14 protein-coding genes and 2 pseudogenes are annotated in these 18,076 nt (G+C 66.3%); 4 read left to right on the top strand and 12 right to left on the bottom strand.

Going from position 1 to position 18,076, the window contains the following annotated elements; all coding sequences use genetic code 11:
• The 4 genes from QLQ85_RS05295 to QLQ85_RS05280 all read right to left on the bottom strand — a co-directional run bounded on the left by QLQ85_RS05295 (position 1) and on the right by QLQ85_RS05280 (position 5,901).
• Positions 1-1,890, bottom strand: a complete 1,890-nt coding sequence (locus QLQ85_RS05295) for an SLC13 family permease (protein WP_282738030.1) — start codon at positions 1,888-1,890, stop codon at positions 1-3.
• Positions 1,891-2,035: 145 nt separating this feature from the next.
• The gene (locus QLQ85_RS05290; protein WP_282738029.1) at positions 2,036-2,842 is read right to left on the bottom strand and encodes an enoyl-CoA hydratase-related protein; all 807 of its coding nucleotides are present in this window, start codon (positions 2,840-2,842) and stop codon (positions 2,036-2,038) included.
• Entirely contained in the window at positions 2,839-5,037 is a 2,199-nt protein-coding gene (locus QLQ85_RS05285; protein WP_282738028.1) for an acetate--CoA ligase family protein, read from the bottom strand. The genes QLQ85_RS05290 and QLQ85_RS05285 overlap by 4 nt, the downstream gene beginning before the upstream one ends.
• A gap of 57 nt (positions 5,038-5,094) precedes the next feature.
• A complete protein-coding gene (locus QLQ85_RS05280; protein WP_282738027.1) occupies positions 5,095-5,901 on the bottom strand; it encodes an enoyl-CoA hydratase/isomerase family protein in 807 nt (268 codons plus the stop codon).
• Positions 5,902-6,139: 238 nt separating this feature from the next.
• Here QLQ85_RS05280 and QLQ85_RS05275 point away from each other — a divergent pair, with 238 nt between their 5' ends.
• Positions 6,140-7,057: a MurR/RpiR family transcriptional regulator gene (locus tag QLQ85_RS05275; protein WP_282738026.1), complete on the top strand. Its 918-nt coding sequence runs from the start codon at positions 6,140-6,142 to the stop codon at positions 7,055-7,057.
• A 153-nt stretch (positions 7,058-7,210) separates the two neighbouring features.
• Here the strand turns inward: QLQ85_RS05275 and QLQ85_RS05270 are convergent, their stop codons facing one another.
• On the bottom strand, positions 7,211-8,188 hold the full coding sequence (locus tag QLQ85_RS05270; RefSeq protein WP_282738025.1) for an NADPH:quinone reductase: 978 nt from the start codon (positions 8,186-8,188) through the stop codon (positions 7,211-7,213).
• 194 nt (positions 8,189-8,382) lie between these two features.
• Here QLQ85_RS05270 and QLQ85_RS05265 point away from each other — a divergent pair, with 194 nt between their 5' ends.
• Positions 8,383-11,199: a LysM peptidoglycan-binding domain-containing protein gene (locus QLQ85_RS05265; RefSeq protein WP_282738024.1), complete on the top strand. Its 2,817-nt coding sequence runs from the start codon at positions 8,383-8,385 to the stop codon at positions 11,197-11,199.
• A 45-nt stretch (positions 11,200-11,244) separates the two neighbouring features.
• On the top strand, positions 11,245-11,997 hold the full coding sequence (gene kduD / locus QLQ85_RS05260; protein WP_282738023.1) for a 2-dehydro-3-deoxy-D-gluconate 5-dehydrogenase KduD: 753 nt from the start codon (positions 11,245-11,247) through the stop codon (positions 11,995-11,997).
• A 107-nt stretch (positions 11,998-12,104) separates the two neighbouring features.
• On the opposite strand, the gene QLQ85_RS05255 is transcribed toward kduD, so the two are convergent.
• A complete protein-coding gene (locus tag QLQ85_RS05255; RefSeq protein WP_282738022.1) occupies positions 12,105-12,362 on the bottom strand; it encodes a hypothetical protein in 258 nt (85 codons plus the stop codon).
• Between QLQ85_RS05255 and QLQ85_RS22860 the strand changes: the two genes are divergently transcribed.
• Positions 12,244-12,531, top strand: a complete 288-nt coding sequence (locus QLQ85_RS22860; RefSeq protein WP_407650348.1) for a bactofilin family protein — start codon at positions 12,244-12,246, stop codon at positions 12,529-12,531. The genes QLQ85_RS05255 and QLQ85_RS22860 overlap by 119 nt on opposite strands.
• 45 nt (positions 12,532-12,576) lie before the next feature.
• Here the strand turns inward: QLQ85_RS22860 and QLQ85_RS05250 are convergent, their stop codons facing one another.
• The 6 genes and pseudogenes from QLQ85_RS05250 to QLQ85_RS22850 form a co-directional block, all read right to left on the bottom strand.
• The gene (locus QLQ85_RS05250) at positions 12,577-12,891 is read right to left on the bottom strand and encodes a hypothetical protein (protein ID WP_282738021.1); all 315 of its coding nucleotides are present in this window, start codon (positions 12,889-12,891) and stop codon (positions 12,577-12,579) included.
• Complete coding sequence (locus tag QLQ85_RS05245) at positions 12,884-15,016, bottom strand: DUF637 domain-containing protein (RefSeq protein WP_282738186.1); 2,133 nt, start codon at positions 15,014-15,016, stop codon at positions 12,884-12,886. The genes QLQ85_RS05250 and QLQ85_RS05245 overlap by 8 nt, the downstream gene beginning before the upstream one ends.
• Before the next feature lie 209 nt (positions 15,017-15,225).
• A complete protein-coding gene (locus tag QLQ85_RS05240; RefSeq protein ID WP_282738020.1) occupies positions 15,226-15,522 on the bottom strand; it encodes a hypothetical protein in 297 nt (98 codons plus the stop codon).
• A 1-nt stretch (position 15,523) separates the two neighbouring features.
• Positions 15,524-16,345 (bottom strand): DUF4258 domain-containing protein, encoded by an 822-nt coding sequence (locus tag QLQ85_RS05235; RefSeq protein ID WP_282738019.1) that lies wholly within the window; start codon positions 16,343-16,345, stop codon positions 15,524-15,526.
• 78 nt (positions 16,346-16,423) lie between these two features.
• Positions 16,424-16,591 (bottom strand): annotated as a pseudogene (locus tag QLQ85_RS22855) (hypothetical protein); the annotation flags it as partial.
• A gap of 151 nt (positions 16,592-16,742) precedes the next feature.
• Positions 16,743-17,678, bottom strand: a pseudogene (locus QLQ85_RS22850) (hemagglutinin repeat-containing protein); the annotation flags it as partial.
• Between the last annotated feature and the right edge of the window lie 398 nt (positions 17,679-18,076).

Below are 18,076 nucleotides of genomic sequence, written 5' to 3'. Positions count from 1 at the left end.
CTACAGCGGCCAGACCAACAGGATCATCGGCACCGCCACCGCCATCACCACCAACTCCAGCGGCAGCCCCATCCGCCAGTAATCGCCGAAGCGGTAGCCGCCGGGCCCCATCACCAGGGTATTGGACTGGTGGCCGATGGGGGTCAGGAAGGCGCAGGAGGCGCTCACCGCCACCGTCATCAGGAAGGGGTCGATCGAGACCTCGAAGCCGCTCGCCAGGCTCGCCGCGATGGGTGCCATCAGCACCGCCGCCGCGGCGTTGTTGATCACATCCGAGAGCATCATGGTGATCACGAACAGCCCCACCAGGGTGGCCACCACCGGCCAGTCGCGGCCCATGTGCAGCAGGCTCTCGGCGATCAGTTCCGCCCCGCCACTGGTCTCCAGCGCCTGGCCCACCGGGATCATGGCACCGAGCAGCACGATCACCGGCCCGTCGATGGCCTGATACCCGTCGCGCAGCGGCAGCACGCCCACCAGCAGCGAGAGCAGCGCCGCGGTGGAAAGCGCCACCGCGGCCGGCAACAGGTCGAACAGAATGGCCAGGATCGCCGCGGCGAAGATGGCCAGGGAGACCAGCAGCATGCGCGGCTGCCCGAGCGTCAGGTCGCGGCTGGCCAGCGGCAGGCAGCCCAGCGTCGCCAGGCTCTCGGAGAGCTCGCTCTCGCCGCCCTGCAACAGCAGCACGTCGCCGGGACGAAAGCGGATCTCCCGCAGCCGCTGCTTGAGACGCCCACCGTCCCGGGCCACCGCCACCAGGTGCAGGCCGAACTGGTTGTGCAGGCGCAACTGGGTGACGGTGCGGTTGACCATCATGGAGTCGGTTCGTACCACCACCTCGACCAGTTCGAGCCCCTCGGTATCGACCCCCTTCTTCTTTTCCTTCTTCTTTTCCTTCTTCTCTTTGCTCTCCTTGCGGTTCTGCCTCTCCGGATTCTCTTGCACAGGCTCCTCATCGCTCTCCCGAGAGGCCGCCTCGTCGGCCGACACCTCATCCTCTTCGGCCTCGGCGCCGAGCGACAGCCCGGCCTTGTCCTCGAGCAACTTCATCTCCTCGGGGCCCGCCTCCACCAGCAGGATGTCACCCTCCCGCAGGCTGCCGTGGAAGGCATGGCCGGCCCGACGCTTCTCGTCGCGTACCACGGCCAGCACCGGGATGGTCTCCTCCAGGGCAGCATGCAGGTCACGCAGCGTCCAGCCGATGGCCTTCGCCTCCTCGCCGACCTTGAGTTCGACCAGGTAGTTGGCGGTATCGAACATCTCCTCGGTGGAGGCCTTGCCGGCCCGCTGCGGCACCAGCCGCCACCCCAGCAGCAGAATGAAGACCAGGCCGGCCAGGGCGACCGATACCCCGACGGGAGAGAAGGAGAACATGCCGAAGGCGTCGCCGGTGACCGAGCCCCGGTAGCTGGCGATGATGATGTTGGGCGGGGTGCCGATCAGGGTGGTCAGACCGCCGAGCAGCGAGCCGAAGGCCAGCGGCATCAACAGCAGCGACGGCGAGGTGTCGTGCTCGCGGGCCAGGCGCATGGCCACCGGCAGCAGCAGCGCCAGGGCGCCGACATTGTTCATGAAACCGGAGAGCACCACCACGGTACCGGTCAGGGCGGCGAGCTGCAGGAAGAGCCGCTCGCCCACCTTGAGCACCTGCTCGGCGATCACGTCCACTACCCCGGAGCGCTCGAAGCCGCGGCTGATCACCAGTACCGCGGCGACGGTGATCACCGCCGGGTGGCCGAACCCCAGGAACGCCTCACCGCCCGGCACCAGCCCCAGCAGCACCGAGCCCAGCAGGGCCGCGAGCGCCACCAGGTCGTAGCGGAACCGTCCCCAGACGAAGGCCGCCAGCGTCAACCCGAGCACGATGAAGACCAGGGTGCTGTCGGCCATACTCGCTCACCTCCGTGTGCCTTCGTGGTGTGTCAAGCACAACAGCAGCACGGCGGAAAATCCAGCCTTTTTCGAGGCGATGGCGTTGCCCTGACGCGCAAGACCCGGCGAGCGCCGGGTCTTGCGGTGCAGCAGCGAGGGCGATTCACTTCTTTGCCATCGCCTCCAGCATGGCGTTGACGGCCTCGAGATGCTCCGGCTCGTTATGGCACATGCCCTGGAAGACCGCGCAGAGATCGAGGAAGTCCTTGAGCTCGGTGCGCTGCGCCATCTTCATCAGTCGCTTGGTCAGGCGGGTGGCCTTCGGCGGCTGGGCGGCGATGCGCGACGCCAGTTCGCCCACGCGTGCCGCCAGCGCCTCGGGCTCCACCACCTCGAGCACGATGCCGAGCTCCCTGGCCTCCTCGGCGTCGATCACTCGGCCGGTCAGGGTCAGCTCGAAGGCGCGCTGGTAGCCGATCAGGCGCTGCATGAACCAGGCGCCGCCGTCGCCGGGGATGATGCCCAGGTTGAGGAAGGTCTCGCCGAACTTGGCCGTGCTCGAGGCGATGCGGATATCGGCCATGTTGGCCAGGTCGAAGCCGGCGCCGATGGCCGGGCCATTGACCGCGGCGATGATCGGCACCTCCACGTCCTGCAGGGCCAGCGGGATGCGCTGGATGCCGCGGCGGTAGCGGGCGGCCACCTCGGCCACGTCACCGGCGAAGTCGCCGCCGCGGTTGGCCATGTCCTTGACGTTGCCGCCGGCGGAGAAGGCGCTGCCGGCCCCGGTGATCACCAGCACCGAGACCCCGGCACAGCGATTCACCCACTGCGCGGTGGCGACGATGTCGTCGGCCAGGGCGCTGCCGGTCAGGGCGTTGCGCACGTCGTGGCGGTCCAGGGTCAGGGTCGCGACGCCCCCCTCCTGGGTCAGGCGGGCGTCGGTGAGTTGCGGCAGGGTCGGGCTCATGGGCGGGATTCCTCGTCGCTGGCTTGACGGGTGACGATGACACGGGCATCCACCACCGCATAGCCGTCCGCGTAGGCGATGACCGGGTTGAGGTCGAGCTCGGAGAGCGCCGGGTAGGCGTCGACGATGCTCGACACCTTGAGCAGCAGGTCGACCAGCGACTCCTTGTCCACCGCTGGCTCGCCGCGAGCGCCCTCGAGCACCTTCTTCGCCTTGATCTGCTCGACCATGGATTCGGCGTCATGGCGCGACAGTGGAATCGAGCGGAAGGCCACGTCCTCGAGGATCTCGACGAAGATCCCCCCCAGGCCGAACATCAGCACCGGCCCGAAGATCGGATCGCGGATCACCCCGACGATCACCTCGACCCCCTTGCTCGCCATCGGGGTGATCAGCACGCCCTCGATCTCGGCGGCCGGGGCATGGGCACGGCAGGATGCGAGGATCTCCGCGCGGGCCTGGCGCAGGGCCGTCTCGCCCGTGAGGTTGAGCTTGACGCCGCCGGCATCGGACTTGTGCAGGATATCCTTCGACACCACCTTCATCACCAGCGGGGCATCGCCGACCTCCTCGCGGAACCGGGCCGCGATGGCCACCAGCTCTTCCTCGCTTCTGGCGATGCGCTCGGCCGGCACCTCGACACCATGGTCACGCAGCAGCTGCTTGGCCTCGTATTCGAAGAGGTCCCGCTCCTCGCCGCGGGCCCGCTCGAACACCGCCGCCAGTTCCGGCCTGGGTGTCACGGCCGCCTCGCGACTCTGGCGGGGCAACTGGGCCAGGTACTGGCCCCGCTCGCCCAGCGCGGCGAGCACCCGCACCGACTGCTCGATGGAGGCGTAGACCGGCAGGCCCGCCTCGTGCAGGCGACGCAGCGCCGGCGGCTTGATCGGCGTGTAGAGGCTGTAGATCACCAGCGGCTTGGTGGTGGCCCTGGACAGGTCGACCATCGCCTCGGCGCCGCGCATCTCGTCGCCCAGCAGCGACTCGGCGAAGCGGATGCTGTAGCCGCCGAACATGCCCACCAGGAAGACGCTGTCGACGTTGTCGTCGGCGGCGACGATCTCCATGCAGGTGGCCAGCAGAGACGGCTCGGCATCGGTGGAGCCGGCCACGTCGACCGGGTTGACGGTGGAGGCCTGGGGAAGGAGCACCTCACGCAACTGCTCACGCGTGGTGTCGCTGAGCTCGGCCAGCTCGAGGCCCGCCTCGGCCAGCCGGTCGGAGGCGATGGTCGCCTGGCCGCCGCCGTCGGAGATCACCGCCACGCGCTTGCCACGGGCCTTCTGCAGCAGCCCCAGGCCCTCGGCCACCGGCAGGATCTCGTCGGAGTACTGCACCACGCTGACCCCGGCCTGCCTGAGCAGGTCCACGGTCATGGCGTAGCTGCCGGCCAGCGCCCCGGTGTGGGAACTCGCCGCCTTCTGGCCGGCCTCGGTGGAACCGGACTTGTAGACCACCACCGGTTTCATGGCGGTGACCTCACGGGCCACGTCGAGGAACTTGCGGCCGTCGCGGAAGCCCTCGACGTAGAGGGTAGCGACGCGCGTATGCACGTCCTCGCCCAGGTAGCGCAGGTAGTCGTTGAAGCCGATATCGCTCTGGTTGCCCGGCCCGACGTAGGTGGAAAAGCCCACGTGGCCGTTGTGCTGGGCCTCCAGCGCCAGCGACAGCAGCATGTTGCCCGACTGGGAGATGATGCCGACGTCGCCGGGCCTGACGTTGTCCAGCGCCAGCAGGTTGATCTTGTGGTGCAGGTTGAAGATGCCCGAGGTATTGGGGCCGATGATGCGCACCCCGTGCGCCTCGGCCTTGGCCATCATCTCGCGCTCGAGCGCGGCCCCCGCCCCGCCGACCTCGGCGAAGCCGCTGGCGAGTATCACCGCCCCCTTGATGCCGCGCCGGCCGCACTCGGCGATCAGCCCGGGCACCGTGGCGGCCGGGGTGCAGATCAGCGCCAGCTCCGGGTTGCCGGGGATCGCCGTGACCGAGGGCCAGGCCTTGACGCCGAGGATCATGTCGGCCCTGGGGTTGACCGGATAGATGCTGCCGCGATAGCCATCCTTGATCAGGCCGACCATGGCCTTGTAGCCGCGCTTGGTGGGGTCTGCCGAGGCCCCGACCACGGCGATGCCGGTGGGGGCCAGGATGTCGTGCAGGGGACTGCGGCTGTCGAGATGTCCTTCGATGGGATTCATGTAGTGCTGACCTTGGCCCGGGGGGCCCTTGAACGGTGATCGACGGGGGAACCTGGCTTACTTGCCCTGGAACCGCGGTGAGCGCTTCTCGGCGAAGGCGTCGACGCCCTCCTGCCAGTCCTCGGTGGTGGAGCAGGTGAAGACGGCATCCAGCTCCTGCTGCAGCTGGCTCTCCAGGCCGGTATCGCTGCCCTGGTTGACCAGCCGCTTGAGCATGGCGATCGACACCGGCGCCTGCTTGGCCAGCTGGCCGGCCAGGCGATGCGCCTCGCCGAGCAGGGCGTCGTCGGTCCAGTGGGAGGTCGCCAGGCCGATGCGGGTGGCCTCCTCGCCGTCGATGCGCCGGCCGGTGAACAGCAGCTGGCGTGCCATGTTGAGACCGACCAGCTGGGGCAGGATCTTGGAGACGCCGCCCCCCACGCAGGTGCCGATGCTGGTCTCGGGGAAGCCGATCTGAGCGTCCTGGGCCATCAGGATGAAGTCGCAGGAGACCGCCATCTCGGCCCCGGCGCCCAGGGCATAGCCGTTGACCGCGGCGATCACCGGCTTGCGAAGCCGGAAGATCGCCTCGCAGACATCGTTGCCGAGCTGCAGGTACTGGCGACGCTGGAACAGCGAGCGCTTGGCGCTACCGTGCTCCTTCATGTCGGCGCCGACGCAGAAGGCCCGGCCCTCGCCGGTGAGGATCACGGCACGCACGTCGACGTCGGCGGAGGCGACGGCCAGGGCATCGAGCAGCTCGGTGTAGAGCGTCTCGACCACCGCATTGAGGCGGTGCGGGCGGTTGAAGCGGATCTCCAGCACCTGGTCGTGGCGGCAGGTGATCAGGGTCTTGTAATCGGGCTTGGGGGTGGCGTGGGGCATACGGGTCTCGGCGGTAACGGACAGATGAACGGCAGGCGGAACAAACGTGTCGTTTGTGTATCGGTGAAGGCACGTCTGTTGTGGCGAATGCTAGACGAAGGTCATACGCCAGGTCAACACATCCGTACCACTACTCACCATAATGGGATACATTTGTTTCATCCATCCTTCGACCCCATGGGTTACACTACGCCTCCGCGCTCGCGGGGCGATGACAGGATCAGTTGAGGAGAACAGTGTGCTGGAACAGGAGACCCCGAGTCCCGAGGCCCCTCTGGACGGCGCCGCCCGGCTGGATGCCGTCAATCAGCAACTCGCCGAGGCCTACCCGGAGCTCAGCCCCCAGCTCAAGCTGGCCGCCGGCTATGTGCTGGAGCATCCGGTCGAGATCGCCTTCCAGTCGATCCGCAAGTCGGCCGCCGCCGCCGAGGTGACCGCCTCGACCCTGATGCGCCTGGCCAAGCGACTGGGTTTCGAGAGCTACGAGCAGTTCCGCGAGGTCTTCCAGTCGGCGGTGCAAGCGGGTCCGGTGGAGCTCTCGGGGCGGGCCAGCCAGCTGCGCAGCCTGGCCAGCCAGACCGACGACCAGGTGTTCCTCGACGTGGGCGATGCGGCCTTCGACAACATCGGCCGGCTGTTCACCGCCGACCACCAGTCCCGGGTACGCGAGGCCGCCCGGCTGCTGCTGGGGGCCGGCAAGGTCGCGGTGGTGGGCTTTCGCGACACCTTCGCCTGTGCCTACCACTTCGCCTATGTGGGGCGCATCGCCATGCCCAACATCCACCTGGTGCGCGGCCTGGAGGGGGGGCTGCTCACCGAACTCGCGCACTTCGGCGAAGGCGACGTGGTGGTCGCCTTCGGCTTCGAGCCCTACTGTGCCGAGACCATCCGCGCACTGGAGATCACCCGGGGGGCGGGCGTCAGCGCCATCGTGGTCACCGATACCATGCGTTCGCCGCTGGTGCCCGGGGCGAGCATCACCTTCAACCTGGCCAATGCCACGCCCCACTTCTTCCCCTCGATCCTCTCGGCGATCACCCTGATCGAGGTGCTGCTGGCCGAATGCGTGGCCTTCGGCCCCGACGACCTGGTCGACAACGTGGCACGCTTCGAGTCGCGGATGCGCAAGATGGGCGCCTATGTCGATATCGAGTAGCTGGAAGCTGGAAGCTGGAAGCTGGAAGCTGGAAGCTGGAAGCTGGAAGCTGGAAGCTGGAAGCTGGAAGGCAGCATGTTGCCTCCAAAGTCTGGGGCAAAGGTTTTCTTCCAGCTTCAAGCTCAAGGCTTACAACTCCAGGCGAAGCCCGGGTCAGGGTATCAGGATGGTGGAGCCGGTGGTCCGGCGCCCCTGCAGGGCATCCTGGGCCTCGCCCGCCTCGGCCAGCGGATAGCGCTGGGCGATATCGATCCTGACCTTGCCGCTCTCGAGCATGGCGAAGAGCTCGTCGGCCATCGTCTTCAGCCGCTCGCGGGTATCGGCGTAGCCGTTCAGGCTCGGCCGGGTGACGAACAGCGAGCCCTTCTGGTTGAGGATGCCGATGTTCACCCCGTCCACCGGGCCCGAGGCGTTGCCGAAGCTGACCATCAGCGCACGCGGCTTCAGGCAGTCCAGCGACGTCTCCCAGGTGTCCTTGCCCACCGAGTCGTAGACCACGTCGCACATCTCGCCACCGGTCAGCTCGCGGACCCGCTCAACCACGCTCTCCTTCGTGTAGTCGATGGTCGCCCAGGCGCCGTTCTTCTCGGCGAGCGCCGCCTTCTCGGGAGAACTCACGGTGCCGATCAGCTTGACGCCCAGCGCCCGTGCCCACTGGCAGGCGATCGAGCCGACGCCACCGGCGGCGGCGTGGAAGAGGATCGTCTCGCCCCCCTTGAGCGGGCAGGTCTGGCGCAGCAGGTACTGCACGGTCAGCCCCTTGAGCATGCACCCCGCCGCGGTCTCGAAGTCGACGGCCTCGGGCAGCACCACCGCCTTGTCGGCGGGCAGCACATGGCAGTCGGCGTAGGCCCCCAGCGGGCCCTGAGCGTAGGCGACGCGGTCACCGACCTGGAGGTGGCTGACGCCCTCGCCCACCGCCTCGACCACGCCGGCCCCCTCGGTACCGAGCCCGGAGGGCAGCGACGGCGCCGGATAGAGGCCGGTGCGGAAGTAGATGTCGATGAAGTTGAGGCCGACGGACCGATTCGCGACCCGGACCTCGCCCGGCCCCGGCTCGGCGGGAGTGACATCGACGAGTTCGAGGACCTCGGATCCGCCGGTGCGGGCAAACTGGATGCGCTTGGCCATGGGATGAATTCCTTTATTCGGCTGACGGGATCGACTCACCATGGAAGCGCTGCCGGCCGAGCAGGTCAAGTCGCCCTTACCCTGGCCCCGGCGCCCCCGGAGGGACGCATGCAACAAAAGATTCAATGAATCTTCAGAAAGCCCGCCCCTTCCAGCCTCTATCTTGTGGGCTTCATGGATGGAGGGACGGGAGCATGTCGTACCGGATCGATATCGAAGCACTACGCCGTTACAACGCCGACGGCGTGACATCGAAGGCCTTGAGCGAGGCGGAGCGTCAGCGTTTCGAACAAGCCGTGGAGGATGCCCTCGACGCCCGCTCCGGCGCCGGCGGCGCGGGTGAGCTGGACACCAGTGACGAGCGTGTGTTCATCGTCGAGGACGGCGACAGCCTGTGGCAGATCGCCGACGAGCTCAGCGTCGACGTCGACGAGCTCCTCGCCCTCAACGCGCGCGACGACATCCCGGATCCAGACGAGATCGATGCGGGAGACGTGGTCTTCGTGCCCCAGGCCTCGCCCGAGGAGGCCGCGACTTCGCCGCGCGATGCGCAGGGCGTGCCGGAGGGCGAGGCGGATTTCATTCAGGGCCTGCGCGAGCGTGGCAACGCTCTCGAGTACGCCGACGATCCCGCCTCGATCGACTACGACGCCGAAGTCGGCGAGCTCGCCGCCGATATCGAGGCCTATCTGGAGGCACTACCGGAAAGTGACCGGCTAGCCGCGCTGCAACGCTTCCATGACCACGACTGGGTCGATGCCGGCCCCGCGCAGATGGCCATCGAACAGGCGGCGGAGGCCACCGGCATCGCCCTCGAGGCGACCAGCCACGCCGGACCCGAGGTCGAGTCCAAGGCGCGCGAGATCATCGCCGAGGCCGGGGCGGAAAGCGACCCGGCTGCCGCCCTGGGAGTCCTGGAGCAGGGCTACACCAGCGCCTCCGAGCGAGTGCAACGCGCCCTGGATCGCTCCAGCGATGCCCGGGCGATCATCAATGACGCCGCCGAGTGGGCCGCCGAGCCCCTCGATGGCGAGCTGGACGGGACGGACACGCCCCAGCGGCGCACCCTCGAGATGATCGAGCGCCTCGACAACCTGACCGAAGGGCTGGATCCCGAGCTCGCCGCCGAGGTGGTCGACGCCCTGATCCCCAGGATCGAGGCGGCCAACCAGGGCGACCTGCAGGACGTCGGCGGTGCCATGGCCGGCCCCAACGGCACGACGCTATTGATGCCGATCCTCGACCGCATTGCCGGAACCGAAGCGGGCGACGGGGCCGCGGCCTCGCTCGCCGCACTGCTGCCCGTCGACATGAACACGGTCCGCAACGCGATGAACGACGCGGTCTCCGCGGGGGGCAGGATTCCCGCCCTGGCCCTGGCGATCGCCTCGCTGGAGGGCGTGGACGGCTTCCGCGAGGAGGTCTTCGCGGCCGTCGAACAGTTCCGCGACCACTCCATCGCCGACCAGGCCGAAGACTACCATGAGCACCTCGACGAGCTGAGCTTCCTGATCCTCAATGGCGGCGCCGCGATGACCGAAGCGCAGCTCGAAGCGGCCATCGACGACTATATCGACTCCAACCCCGACTGGCAGGAGGAGTTCGGGGCGCTGCAGGAACAGCTGGCCGACAGCGGTGCCGGGCTGCTGGAACAGATCCGGCAACTGCAGGGGTTGCCCGATGATATCCGGGCGGATCATCAGCCACGCATCGAGGCGCTGCTCGACGACCCGAACTCGCAGCTGGCGATCTCGACCGCCTTCCAGCAACGGCCCGACCTGGTCACCGGGGAGGCCGGCGAAGCCCTGGTCGAGACCTTCGCCGAGTTGGGCATCACCGAAGACGCCCCCCTGGCAGTGAACCTGGCCGGCGCCTACCTGCGCGAGAACGTGATCACGCCGGCGGCCGGCATCGATCCCAGCGATCCCCAGTCACTGGAGGACGCACGGGCGCAACTCGACGATGCCCTGCGTGACAATCCCGGGCTCGCCGACATGCTGGGCATCACGACGAGCGAACTCAACGGGATCGCCGAAGCCTTCGACGATCTGGTGCCGGACTTCACCGACGATTTCGATCCGCAACGCTACGAAATCGATGTGGCCCGCAACCTCAACAATACCCTGGACAAGATCGACGGCACCTTCCGTGACACGCCATACAACCGGGGCTTTCGAACCTCCGCCCTGGCCATCGTCGGTTCCGGCCTGGCCAACGCCATGGAGGCCTACGGCGAAGACCCCTCGTTGCGCAACGCCCTGCAGGTATCGATCGAGACGGCCCGGGTGGGGGTCGACGGCGCCCAGCTGGTCGACGCCCTGCTCAGTCCCGCCGAGGGCTCCCGGGCCACCCACGGCCTCAAGCTGGGCGGCAAGTTCGTGCACGTGCTGGGGGCCGGACTCGCCGGCGCCGATGCGCTGGTACGCCTGAACCAGGGCGATGTCGTCGGGGCGGGCCTCAACGCGGCCGTGGCGGGCGGCGTCGGCTATGCGGTGTTCGGCACCTCGTCCCTGGCCGGGCCGATCGGCTTCGGCATCGCCACGGTGGCCACCCTGATCCAGTTCGGCCGGGACGCCTACCAGACCGCACAGCACAACAGCCGCTTCGAGACCCAGACCACGGCCGATTTCCTGGCCCACGCCGGTTTCAGCGAGGAGGCCGCCGAGGTGTTGATCGACCAGAGTGGCGAGGGCCACAGCGTGGTGCCGCTGCTGATGAGCTACGGTGAACTGCACGGGCTCACGCCCGAGCAGACCGTGGCGTGGGTCAATTCGATTCCGGAGGGCGAGAACGGCACGGTGATGCTCGCCGCGCTTCGCGACAACCTGCACAATACGCTCGACGAGTTCGACGGCGACGTCACGCAGTTCGACGAACATGCCGACGGCTTCGAGCTGGCCTCGCCTTCCCTGGGGGAATCACGCAGCGGTTCCCTGACGCCCAGGTCCAGGTTCGAACTCGATGCCATCCTGCCCCGGCTCGATATCGAATCGCCGGAAGCCTATGCCTGACGGATGCCGGTCGGCAGTTTTCAGACAAAGCGCAGGAGGAGCCTCATGCAGCTGTTTTCACTCGAAGGCCGAGTCGCCATGGTCACCGGGTGCAACAAGGGACTCGGCCAGGCCCTGGCCGTGGCGCTGGCGCGGGCCGGTGCCGATATCGTCGGCGTCAGCCGCAGCGCCGCCGACACGACACGCGGCCGTGTCGAAGCGCTCGGCCGGCGCTTCCATGGCGTCGAGGCCGAATTGGGGCGCGACAAGGCAGGCGACATCGTCGCCCGCGCCCTGACCCAGGCCGGCAAGCTGGATATCCTGGTCAACAACGCCGGCACCATCCGCCGCGCGCCGGCGCTGGAATTCACCGAAGAGGACTGGGATGCGGTGGTCGACGTCAACCTCAAGGCGGCGTTCTTCCTGGCGCAGCGGGTCGCGCGTCACCTGGTCGAGCGCGGCTCGCGGGGCAAGATCGTCAACATCGCCTCGGTGCTCTCGTTCCAGGGCGGCATCCGAGTGCCCTCCTACACCGCCAGCAAGAGCGGCATCCTCGGCCTGACCCGGCTACTGGCCAACGAATGGGCCGGGCACGGCATCAACGTCAACGCCATCGCCCCCGGCTACATGGCCACCGACAACACCCAGGCGCTGCGCGACGACCCGCAGCGCAGCGCCGACATCCTGGGGCGTATTCCCGCCGGCCGCTGGGGCGATCCCGACGACCTGGCCGGCGCCGTGGTCTTCCTCTGCTCGGACGCGGCGAACTACGTACACGGGCATGCCCTGGCGGTGGACGGCGGCTGGCTGGCCCGTTAGGGGGAGATGCCGGCAGGACAGACCTCGTGATCGGCGTGAGCGTCTGTCTCGGCCTCCCCATGGAGCTGGGCGTCGCTCACCGTGGCCCCGACGAGAGACCCTTGCGGCTAGGCATCGCCGGCCTCCAGCGCACCTTCCGCGACCACCGCACTCGCCTCCGCACACCGGGCATCGAGCGCATCCCAAGAGCCCACTTCGCCACCCTCGCCGATCGCGCCGGGGAGCCTCGTGGGCGCCTCGCTGCGCATCAGCGGCGACCTGGTCTCGCAGGAGCCGCTGGACATCCATGGCACCATCAACGGCAGCGTCACCGCCCGGCAGCATGGCGTCATGGTGGCGGCCTCCGGCACCGTGACCGATGCCATCGACGCCCGCCGCGTCGTCGTCGCCGGCAGGGTGACGGGCTGCCTGCATGCCTCGGTGAGCAAGCACACTGCTGATGGCCCACACCGACTTCAACGCCAGTATCCCAGCCCGCCACTGTCCCGCTCCTCCAAGCCCCCACGGCTCATGCTCCCAGCATTAGCAACGTGAAGCGTGCAGAAACCTAGGAGCATATGTCAGGCGAATACGGCGGTCTCAATGTCCTGGATTAAATTCAAAAAAATAAAAAAACATTACGACATATCCTGTCACAGCAAATGCCACCACGCCTCCTCGAACTACATTTCCAGCTTCTGGCGTAGCTCCTCCGGGCCAGATCGTCTTGTCATATAAATATGCAACGATAGCTTGCCAAAATAACCAATGACCTGCCAGAGCCCCAAAAAAGGTCGTCCACACTCCCCAGTAATTCCAAAATGAATAAGCCATAGGCACTACCGCCAATACCAAAACCGCATAAATACGATATCGGTTTCTAACCCTCAACCAAGTAGAGCTACTATTACTCACCACTTCCCCTCACAAAGCTCTCACCCTTATTCAATATAGCATCCCACCTTCCGGTTAGATCGATTGCTGCAGCCAACCTCCTGGCCGCAGGAGCAGGCAACCCTCTTGCTTGAGCATATTTCTCAACTCCAGCAATCAACGCCGCTTTAGATGCCGAATGAGCAGTATTTTCACTTAAATAACCTTCATATAAGCTAAGCGCAGTAGAGCCCATCGATAAAGGCAAGCCAACTGGCGCTGAAGCTACTACAACACCTGCTGTTGCCAATCGGCCGGCGTCACTTACTGCTCTGGCATCCAGCGCCCTCGTCCATGCCTGTGCTCCCGAATCGCTGTAATCGACGTTGGCACCCTGAGCATTACACTCCGCAGTTCCACATGAGAAATGCGGGACGTGATAGATCTTCCCATCCACGACATAGCTGACCGTGTAGCGGCCCTCTTCGTCAAGCGGTCGCCCCGTCAAGCGATCACGCGGCTGGCCCGGTGCGGTCTCTTCCGCCGGCAACTGGTAGACGGGCGCGCGATACGGCGAGTCCTCCCCACCCGTCTGCTCGATGATATAGGCGATCAGCTCCGGCGGGGTGTCCGTCGGCACCAGTTGCACCAGATAGCGGGTCGTGCCGTCGGCCCCGGGGGTGGCGAGCCAGTCGCCATCATAGTCGAAGTAAGCCCCATCGACGGTATCGAGATCCTGCAGGTCGACGACGACATTATCACCCGGCGACTGTCCCAGCCCATCGTGGTACATCCCGCGCAGCGCCTGCTCGATCTCTTCCGCCGTGTACCCGTCGCCCCGCTCGGCCAGATCCCTGGCCAGCATGCGCTCCTCGGAGTGCAGCTGGCGGTTGTAGGACTCCACCTGTCCGGCGATCCAGGCGCCGTCATTGACGTCGCCGCCGGCCAGCTCCGCCGCCACGATGCCCACCAGCTGCGCCACGGTGTTGCTCAATACCGGGGTCGCATGGGCGTTTTCGACCAACTGATCCACCAAGGCCTCGCTGGCCCCCGCCGCCAACGCCCCACTGCGGAAGTCACCGCCCATCGCCTCGGAAACGGTGCCGCCGACCAGCGCATGCAGCGCGACTTTCTCGGCACTGCCGGGCTTGGCATGATCGCCCACGGCGTTGAACAGCACGCCGGAGACCACGTGCGCCAGGGCATCCTCGAGACCGTCGCCGAGGTGGTCCCGGAAGCTGCCGCCGTCGATGGCGCTGCGCACGCCGGCGTCGATCGTCGCCTGGGTGGCGCGCTGCCCGGCAAAGCGGGCGATGTCGCTCCCATTGCCGAAGCTGAGGTTAAGGTTGCGGGTGGCTCCGGTGGTGGTGTTGGTCGTGGTGCCCCAGGCACGGTCGGTGATGCCCTGGGTCGCCCCGGCGCTCAGCGCGGCGATGGCCGCGCTGCGCAGGCTATCGCTAGAAAAGGTGTCGTCGAAGGTGTCGCCCAGGTCGCCACGATTGTTGATCAGGCTGACCGCAGCGGTGCCGGCCAGCGAGCCGGCGGTGGCACCAGCGGCCGCGACAACCGCCGCAGCGGCGGTAGCCCCCTCCAGCGCTGCCAAGGCGTAGTACTGGCCGGTGGCGGCGGCAACGACGGCAACCACCAGCGCCACGCCGCCACCCAGTCCGGATTGCTCGTAGTCCCAGCTGTCGTGGATGGCCTTGACGCGTCGCCAGTCGATGTCGCCACGCTCCTCCATCTCCTGCAGCCAGGCGAGGTCGGGGTTGGCGGCGACCATGGCGTCGATGGTGCGGGTGACGCTGCGGTGGTCGATCTCCTCCACGTCGATGGCAATGCCTTCGGCGGCCTGGATGATGAGCTCGCCCTGGGCCACCAGTTCGCTCTGGCGCAGCGTCTCGCGGGTGAAGCCTTCGCCGGAGGCGGATTGCCAGGCGAAGCTGCTCTTGCTGCGCTCGTGGGATTCGGTGTGCACGTCGCTGGCGGTTTCGAAGCGGATGGCGCCACCGCTGCGCAGTTCGATATCGCCGCCGGAATCCAGGCGCGCCGCCCGGTAGGTCTGGTCTTGCCTGCTGGCGACGAGCAGGTCGCCGCCGCTGGTCACTTCGCTGCCGATCGCGCGGGTCTTGCTGACTTCGTCGCGCTGGGTGCGGCTGCCGCCGAGCAGCCCACCACTGCTTTTCTTCTCGTAAAGCGAGTAGTCATGCTCCTGGGCGGTGAGGAATTCAATGTCGCCGCCGGCCAGCAGGGCGGCGCCCTCGCCCGCCTGGAGGCGGCTGGCGGTCAGGCGCAGGGGATCGCGGTCTTGGCGCAGTTCACTGCCCGTGGGGCACGTGTCAGGCGAATACCGATGCTGTACAAAAATTTCAATGTAGCCTACGAATCAGGCCATTCTTTAACCACTTCTAAAAATTCGGAAAGAGTTTCTTCAGCTTCATTTTTATATCTTTCAACCCAGACCTTATTCCACTCTTCCGGACTACCATCTTGCTCCCATTCCGCCAAAGCCAATGCATTCACCAACTCCATATCAAACCAAGCTCGGCCATATTTTTCTTGAAATTCCACACACATCGCACTGGCAAGAAATTCTGTTTCTGCGACAAATTTAGCAAATCTAAACATGCTCTCCAGAGCAGTTTCAGACTTTTTTTCAATATACTCTCTACTCATTTCACCTACCATACCTAGTTGTTACAACATCACCCTGAGCATTAACAACAACACTTACATTATTGACAGGACTATGATATACGGTTGTCCCACCTCTGCTGGGGTTGGAGTGTCCATTTCGAATCGCATCCTCCACTACAGAAGGAGTGATCCCACGATCCTGCATTCGATCTAGAGCATGCCCACTGTACGTCCTCCCACCTATAGCTGCAGCATCATTTCTTCTAGGTTGGTAAGAGGGATTTTCAGGCTGATTCATCTGATAATGTCTGCTTCCTGCTGGCAATACGGCCGATGCAGCTATAGCTGCTAACGCAGCTGCTTGATCACGACTTACGCCATGCCGCTCCTGAAGGAACTGAGCAAAGCCCTCCTGCGAGACGACGGACTCCGCTTCCATATACTGGCTGAAGAGCGGTCCCGCATCCAACCCTATCTGCCAGGGAATATCGCGTCCGCCCAGACCATCCAGGGCATCACGGAACAGTTCCGCATCCTCGACCAGGTCTCGATAGTTGCTGGCGCAAGCTGCTGCATCCGTGGCACACAGCGCGATCAGTTCGTCCTGCTGGGCGAGGCTCAGCGCCCGATATTTTTCCTGTACCTCAGCACAATCGCCGCGTTGCTCGCAGCCCCGTGCTTCTTCGGCATAGGCATCCACCTGCTGATGCGTCAGGTAGTTGTACCGCGTCGATTGCCCAGCGATGAAAGCGCAGTCGTTCACATCGCCATCCGTCAGCTCAGCAGCGACGATGCCGACGACCTGTGATGTTGCCACCAGCAGACCAGGATTGTCGTCGACCAGCTCAGCCAGGTGGTCCACCAGCGCCTCGTTCGCTCCCGCCGTCAGCGCGCCGGTACGGAAGTCGCCGCCCATGGCTTCGGCGACACTGCCCCCGACCAGCGCATGCAGGGCGATCTTTTGCGGGCTGCCATCGTCCCAGCGGTTGTCGAAGGCGAGGTCGCCCACGGCGTTGAACAGCACGCCGCTGACGACATGGGTCACGGCGTTCTCGAGGCTGTCGCCGAGGTGGTCCCGGAAGCTGCCGTCGTCGATGGCGCTGCGCACGCCGGCGTCGATCGTCGCCTGGGTGGCGCGCCGCCCGGTAGGTCTGGTCTTGCCTGCTGGCGACGAGCAGGTCGCCGCCGCTGGTCACTTCGCTGCCGATCGCGCGGGTCTTGCTGACTTCGTCGCGCTGGGTGCGGCTGCCGCCGAACAGGCCGCCGCTGCTTTTCTTCTCGTAAAGCGAGTAATCATGCTCCTGGGCGGTGAGGAACTCGACGTCACCGCCGGCCAGCAGGGCGGCTTCTTGCCCCGCTTGTATGCGGCTCGCGGTCAGGCGCAGGTCGTCGCCGGCATTCAGGGTCAGGTCGTCGCCCGCGCTGAACTCGCTGCCCTGCACGCGGCTCTGGCTATCGATGGTATGCTTTCCTCCCCTTCGCCGCTCTTCATAACGGCTGGACTGTCCCGCTTCGATCTCGATATCGCGCCCGGCGACAACGCCCAGATCGCCTTCGGCACTGACGTTGGCGGCGCGGGCGTAGAGGTCCTGGCCCGCCAGCAGGGTCAGGTCGTCGCCGAATACGAGGTTGGTACCGACCTCCTGCTGGCGGCGGCGCTGGAGGCTTCTGTTTCCGCTTAGGGCGTTGCCCGTGGTCAGGGTTTCCAGGGCCAGGTCGCGACCGGTCGCGATCAAGCCGTTGCCTCCGGCGGTGACATCGACCGCGGCGAGGCCGAGGTCGCGCCCCGCATTGAGGGTCAGGTCTTGCCCTGCGGTGAGCGTGGCCTGATGGTCGATGTCGGCATGACTGAGAGTCGCTCTGCCATAGCGGGTGGACTGGGCATCGAGGGTACTGGCGATGTCCAGATCCCGCCCGGCGCTCAGGCTCAGGCTGCCGCCCGAGTCGACTCCCGCTCCCCTAATCGTCAGGTCGCGCCCGGCGCCGGCCAGCAGTTGGCCATCAGGGTCGGTCACGTAGAGCCCCGCCAGTCGCTCCGAGGTGCTGGCAAGGTTCAGGTCGCGCCCCGCCTGCAGGCTCAGCGATTCGTTCGCGGTGATGTCGCCGCCGAGGTTGGTGAGATCGCGCCGGGTCTTGAGGTCGACCCGGTTGCCGCGGATCCGGCCCTCCAGGTTGGTGAGGTTGCCGGCCGTCATGTCCACCAGTTCGCGCCCGGCCAGGGTGCCCGAATTGAACAGATCCCCGGCGACGTCCAACTGCAGCGAATCGCCAGCGATCAGGGTGCCATCTCCTTTCAGGTCACCCTCGCGCAGACGGGTATAGACCTGGGGCACCAGCACCTTGGCCGTACTGCCGTCCTCGAGCGCCACCGTCTGCTCGACCAGCCATACGATATCGCTGGTCAGTTGGGCCATCTGCTCGGCGGTAAGGGCCACGCCGGGGCGCAGCCCGTGCTCCTGGGCGAAGGTCGCCGCGTTATTCATCAACGCGGCGTACTGCGCCTCATCGTCGGCGTAGCCGGCGAGGAAGCGCTGCCCTGTGAGCCGACGCGGGTGAGTGGGCACTCGCTCCGCCCTGGGCCGCCCTGGCAGCG

The sequence above is a fragment of the Halomonas kalidii genome (assembly GCF_030010475.1).
GTDB lineage: Bacteria > Pseudomonadota > Gammaproteobacteria > Pseudomonadales > Halomonadaceae > Halomonas > Halomonas heilongjiangensis.
This window is presented reverse-complemented; position numbering and strand designations above follow the sequence as displayed.

Coding starts and splice junctions, on each gene's coding strand:
- QLQ85_RS05295 (WP_282738030.1), bottom strand. CDS start 1,890: ATGGCCGACAGCACCCTGGTCTTCATCGTGCTCGGGTTGACGCTGGCG.
- QLQ85_RS05290 (WP_282738029.1), bottom strand. CDS start 2,842: ATGAGCCCGACCCTGCCGCAACTCACCGACGCCCGCCTGACCCAGGAG.
- QLQ85_RS05285 (WP_282738028.1), bottom strand. CDS start 5,037: ATGAATCCCATCGAAGGACATCTCGACAGCCGCAGTCCCCTGCACGAC.
- QLQ85_RS05280 (WP_282738027.1), bottom strand. CDS start 5,901: ATGCCCCACGCCACCCCCAAGCCCGATTACAAGACCCTGATCACCTGC.
- QLQ85_RS05270 (WP_282738025.1), bottom strand. CDS start 8,188: ATGGCCAAGCGCATCCAGTTTGCCCGCACCGGCGGATCCGAGGTCCTC.
- QLQ85_RS05265 (WP_282738024.1), top strand. CDS start 8,383: ATGTCGTACCGGATCGATATCGAAGCACTACGCCGTTACAACGCCGAC.
- kduD (WP_282738023.1), top strand. CDS start 11,245: ATGCAGCTGTTTTCACTCGAAGGCCGAGTCGCCATGGTCACCGGGTGC.
- QLQ85_RS05255 (WP_282738022.1), bottom strand. CDS start 12,362: ATGGCATCGGTCACGGTGCCGGAGGCCGCCACCATGACGCCATGCTGC.
- QLQ85_RS05240 (WP_282738020.1), bottom strand. CDS start 15,522: ATGAGTAGAGAGTATATTGAAAAAAAGTCTGAAACTGCTCTGGAGAGC.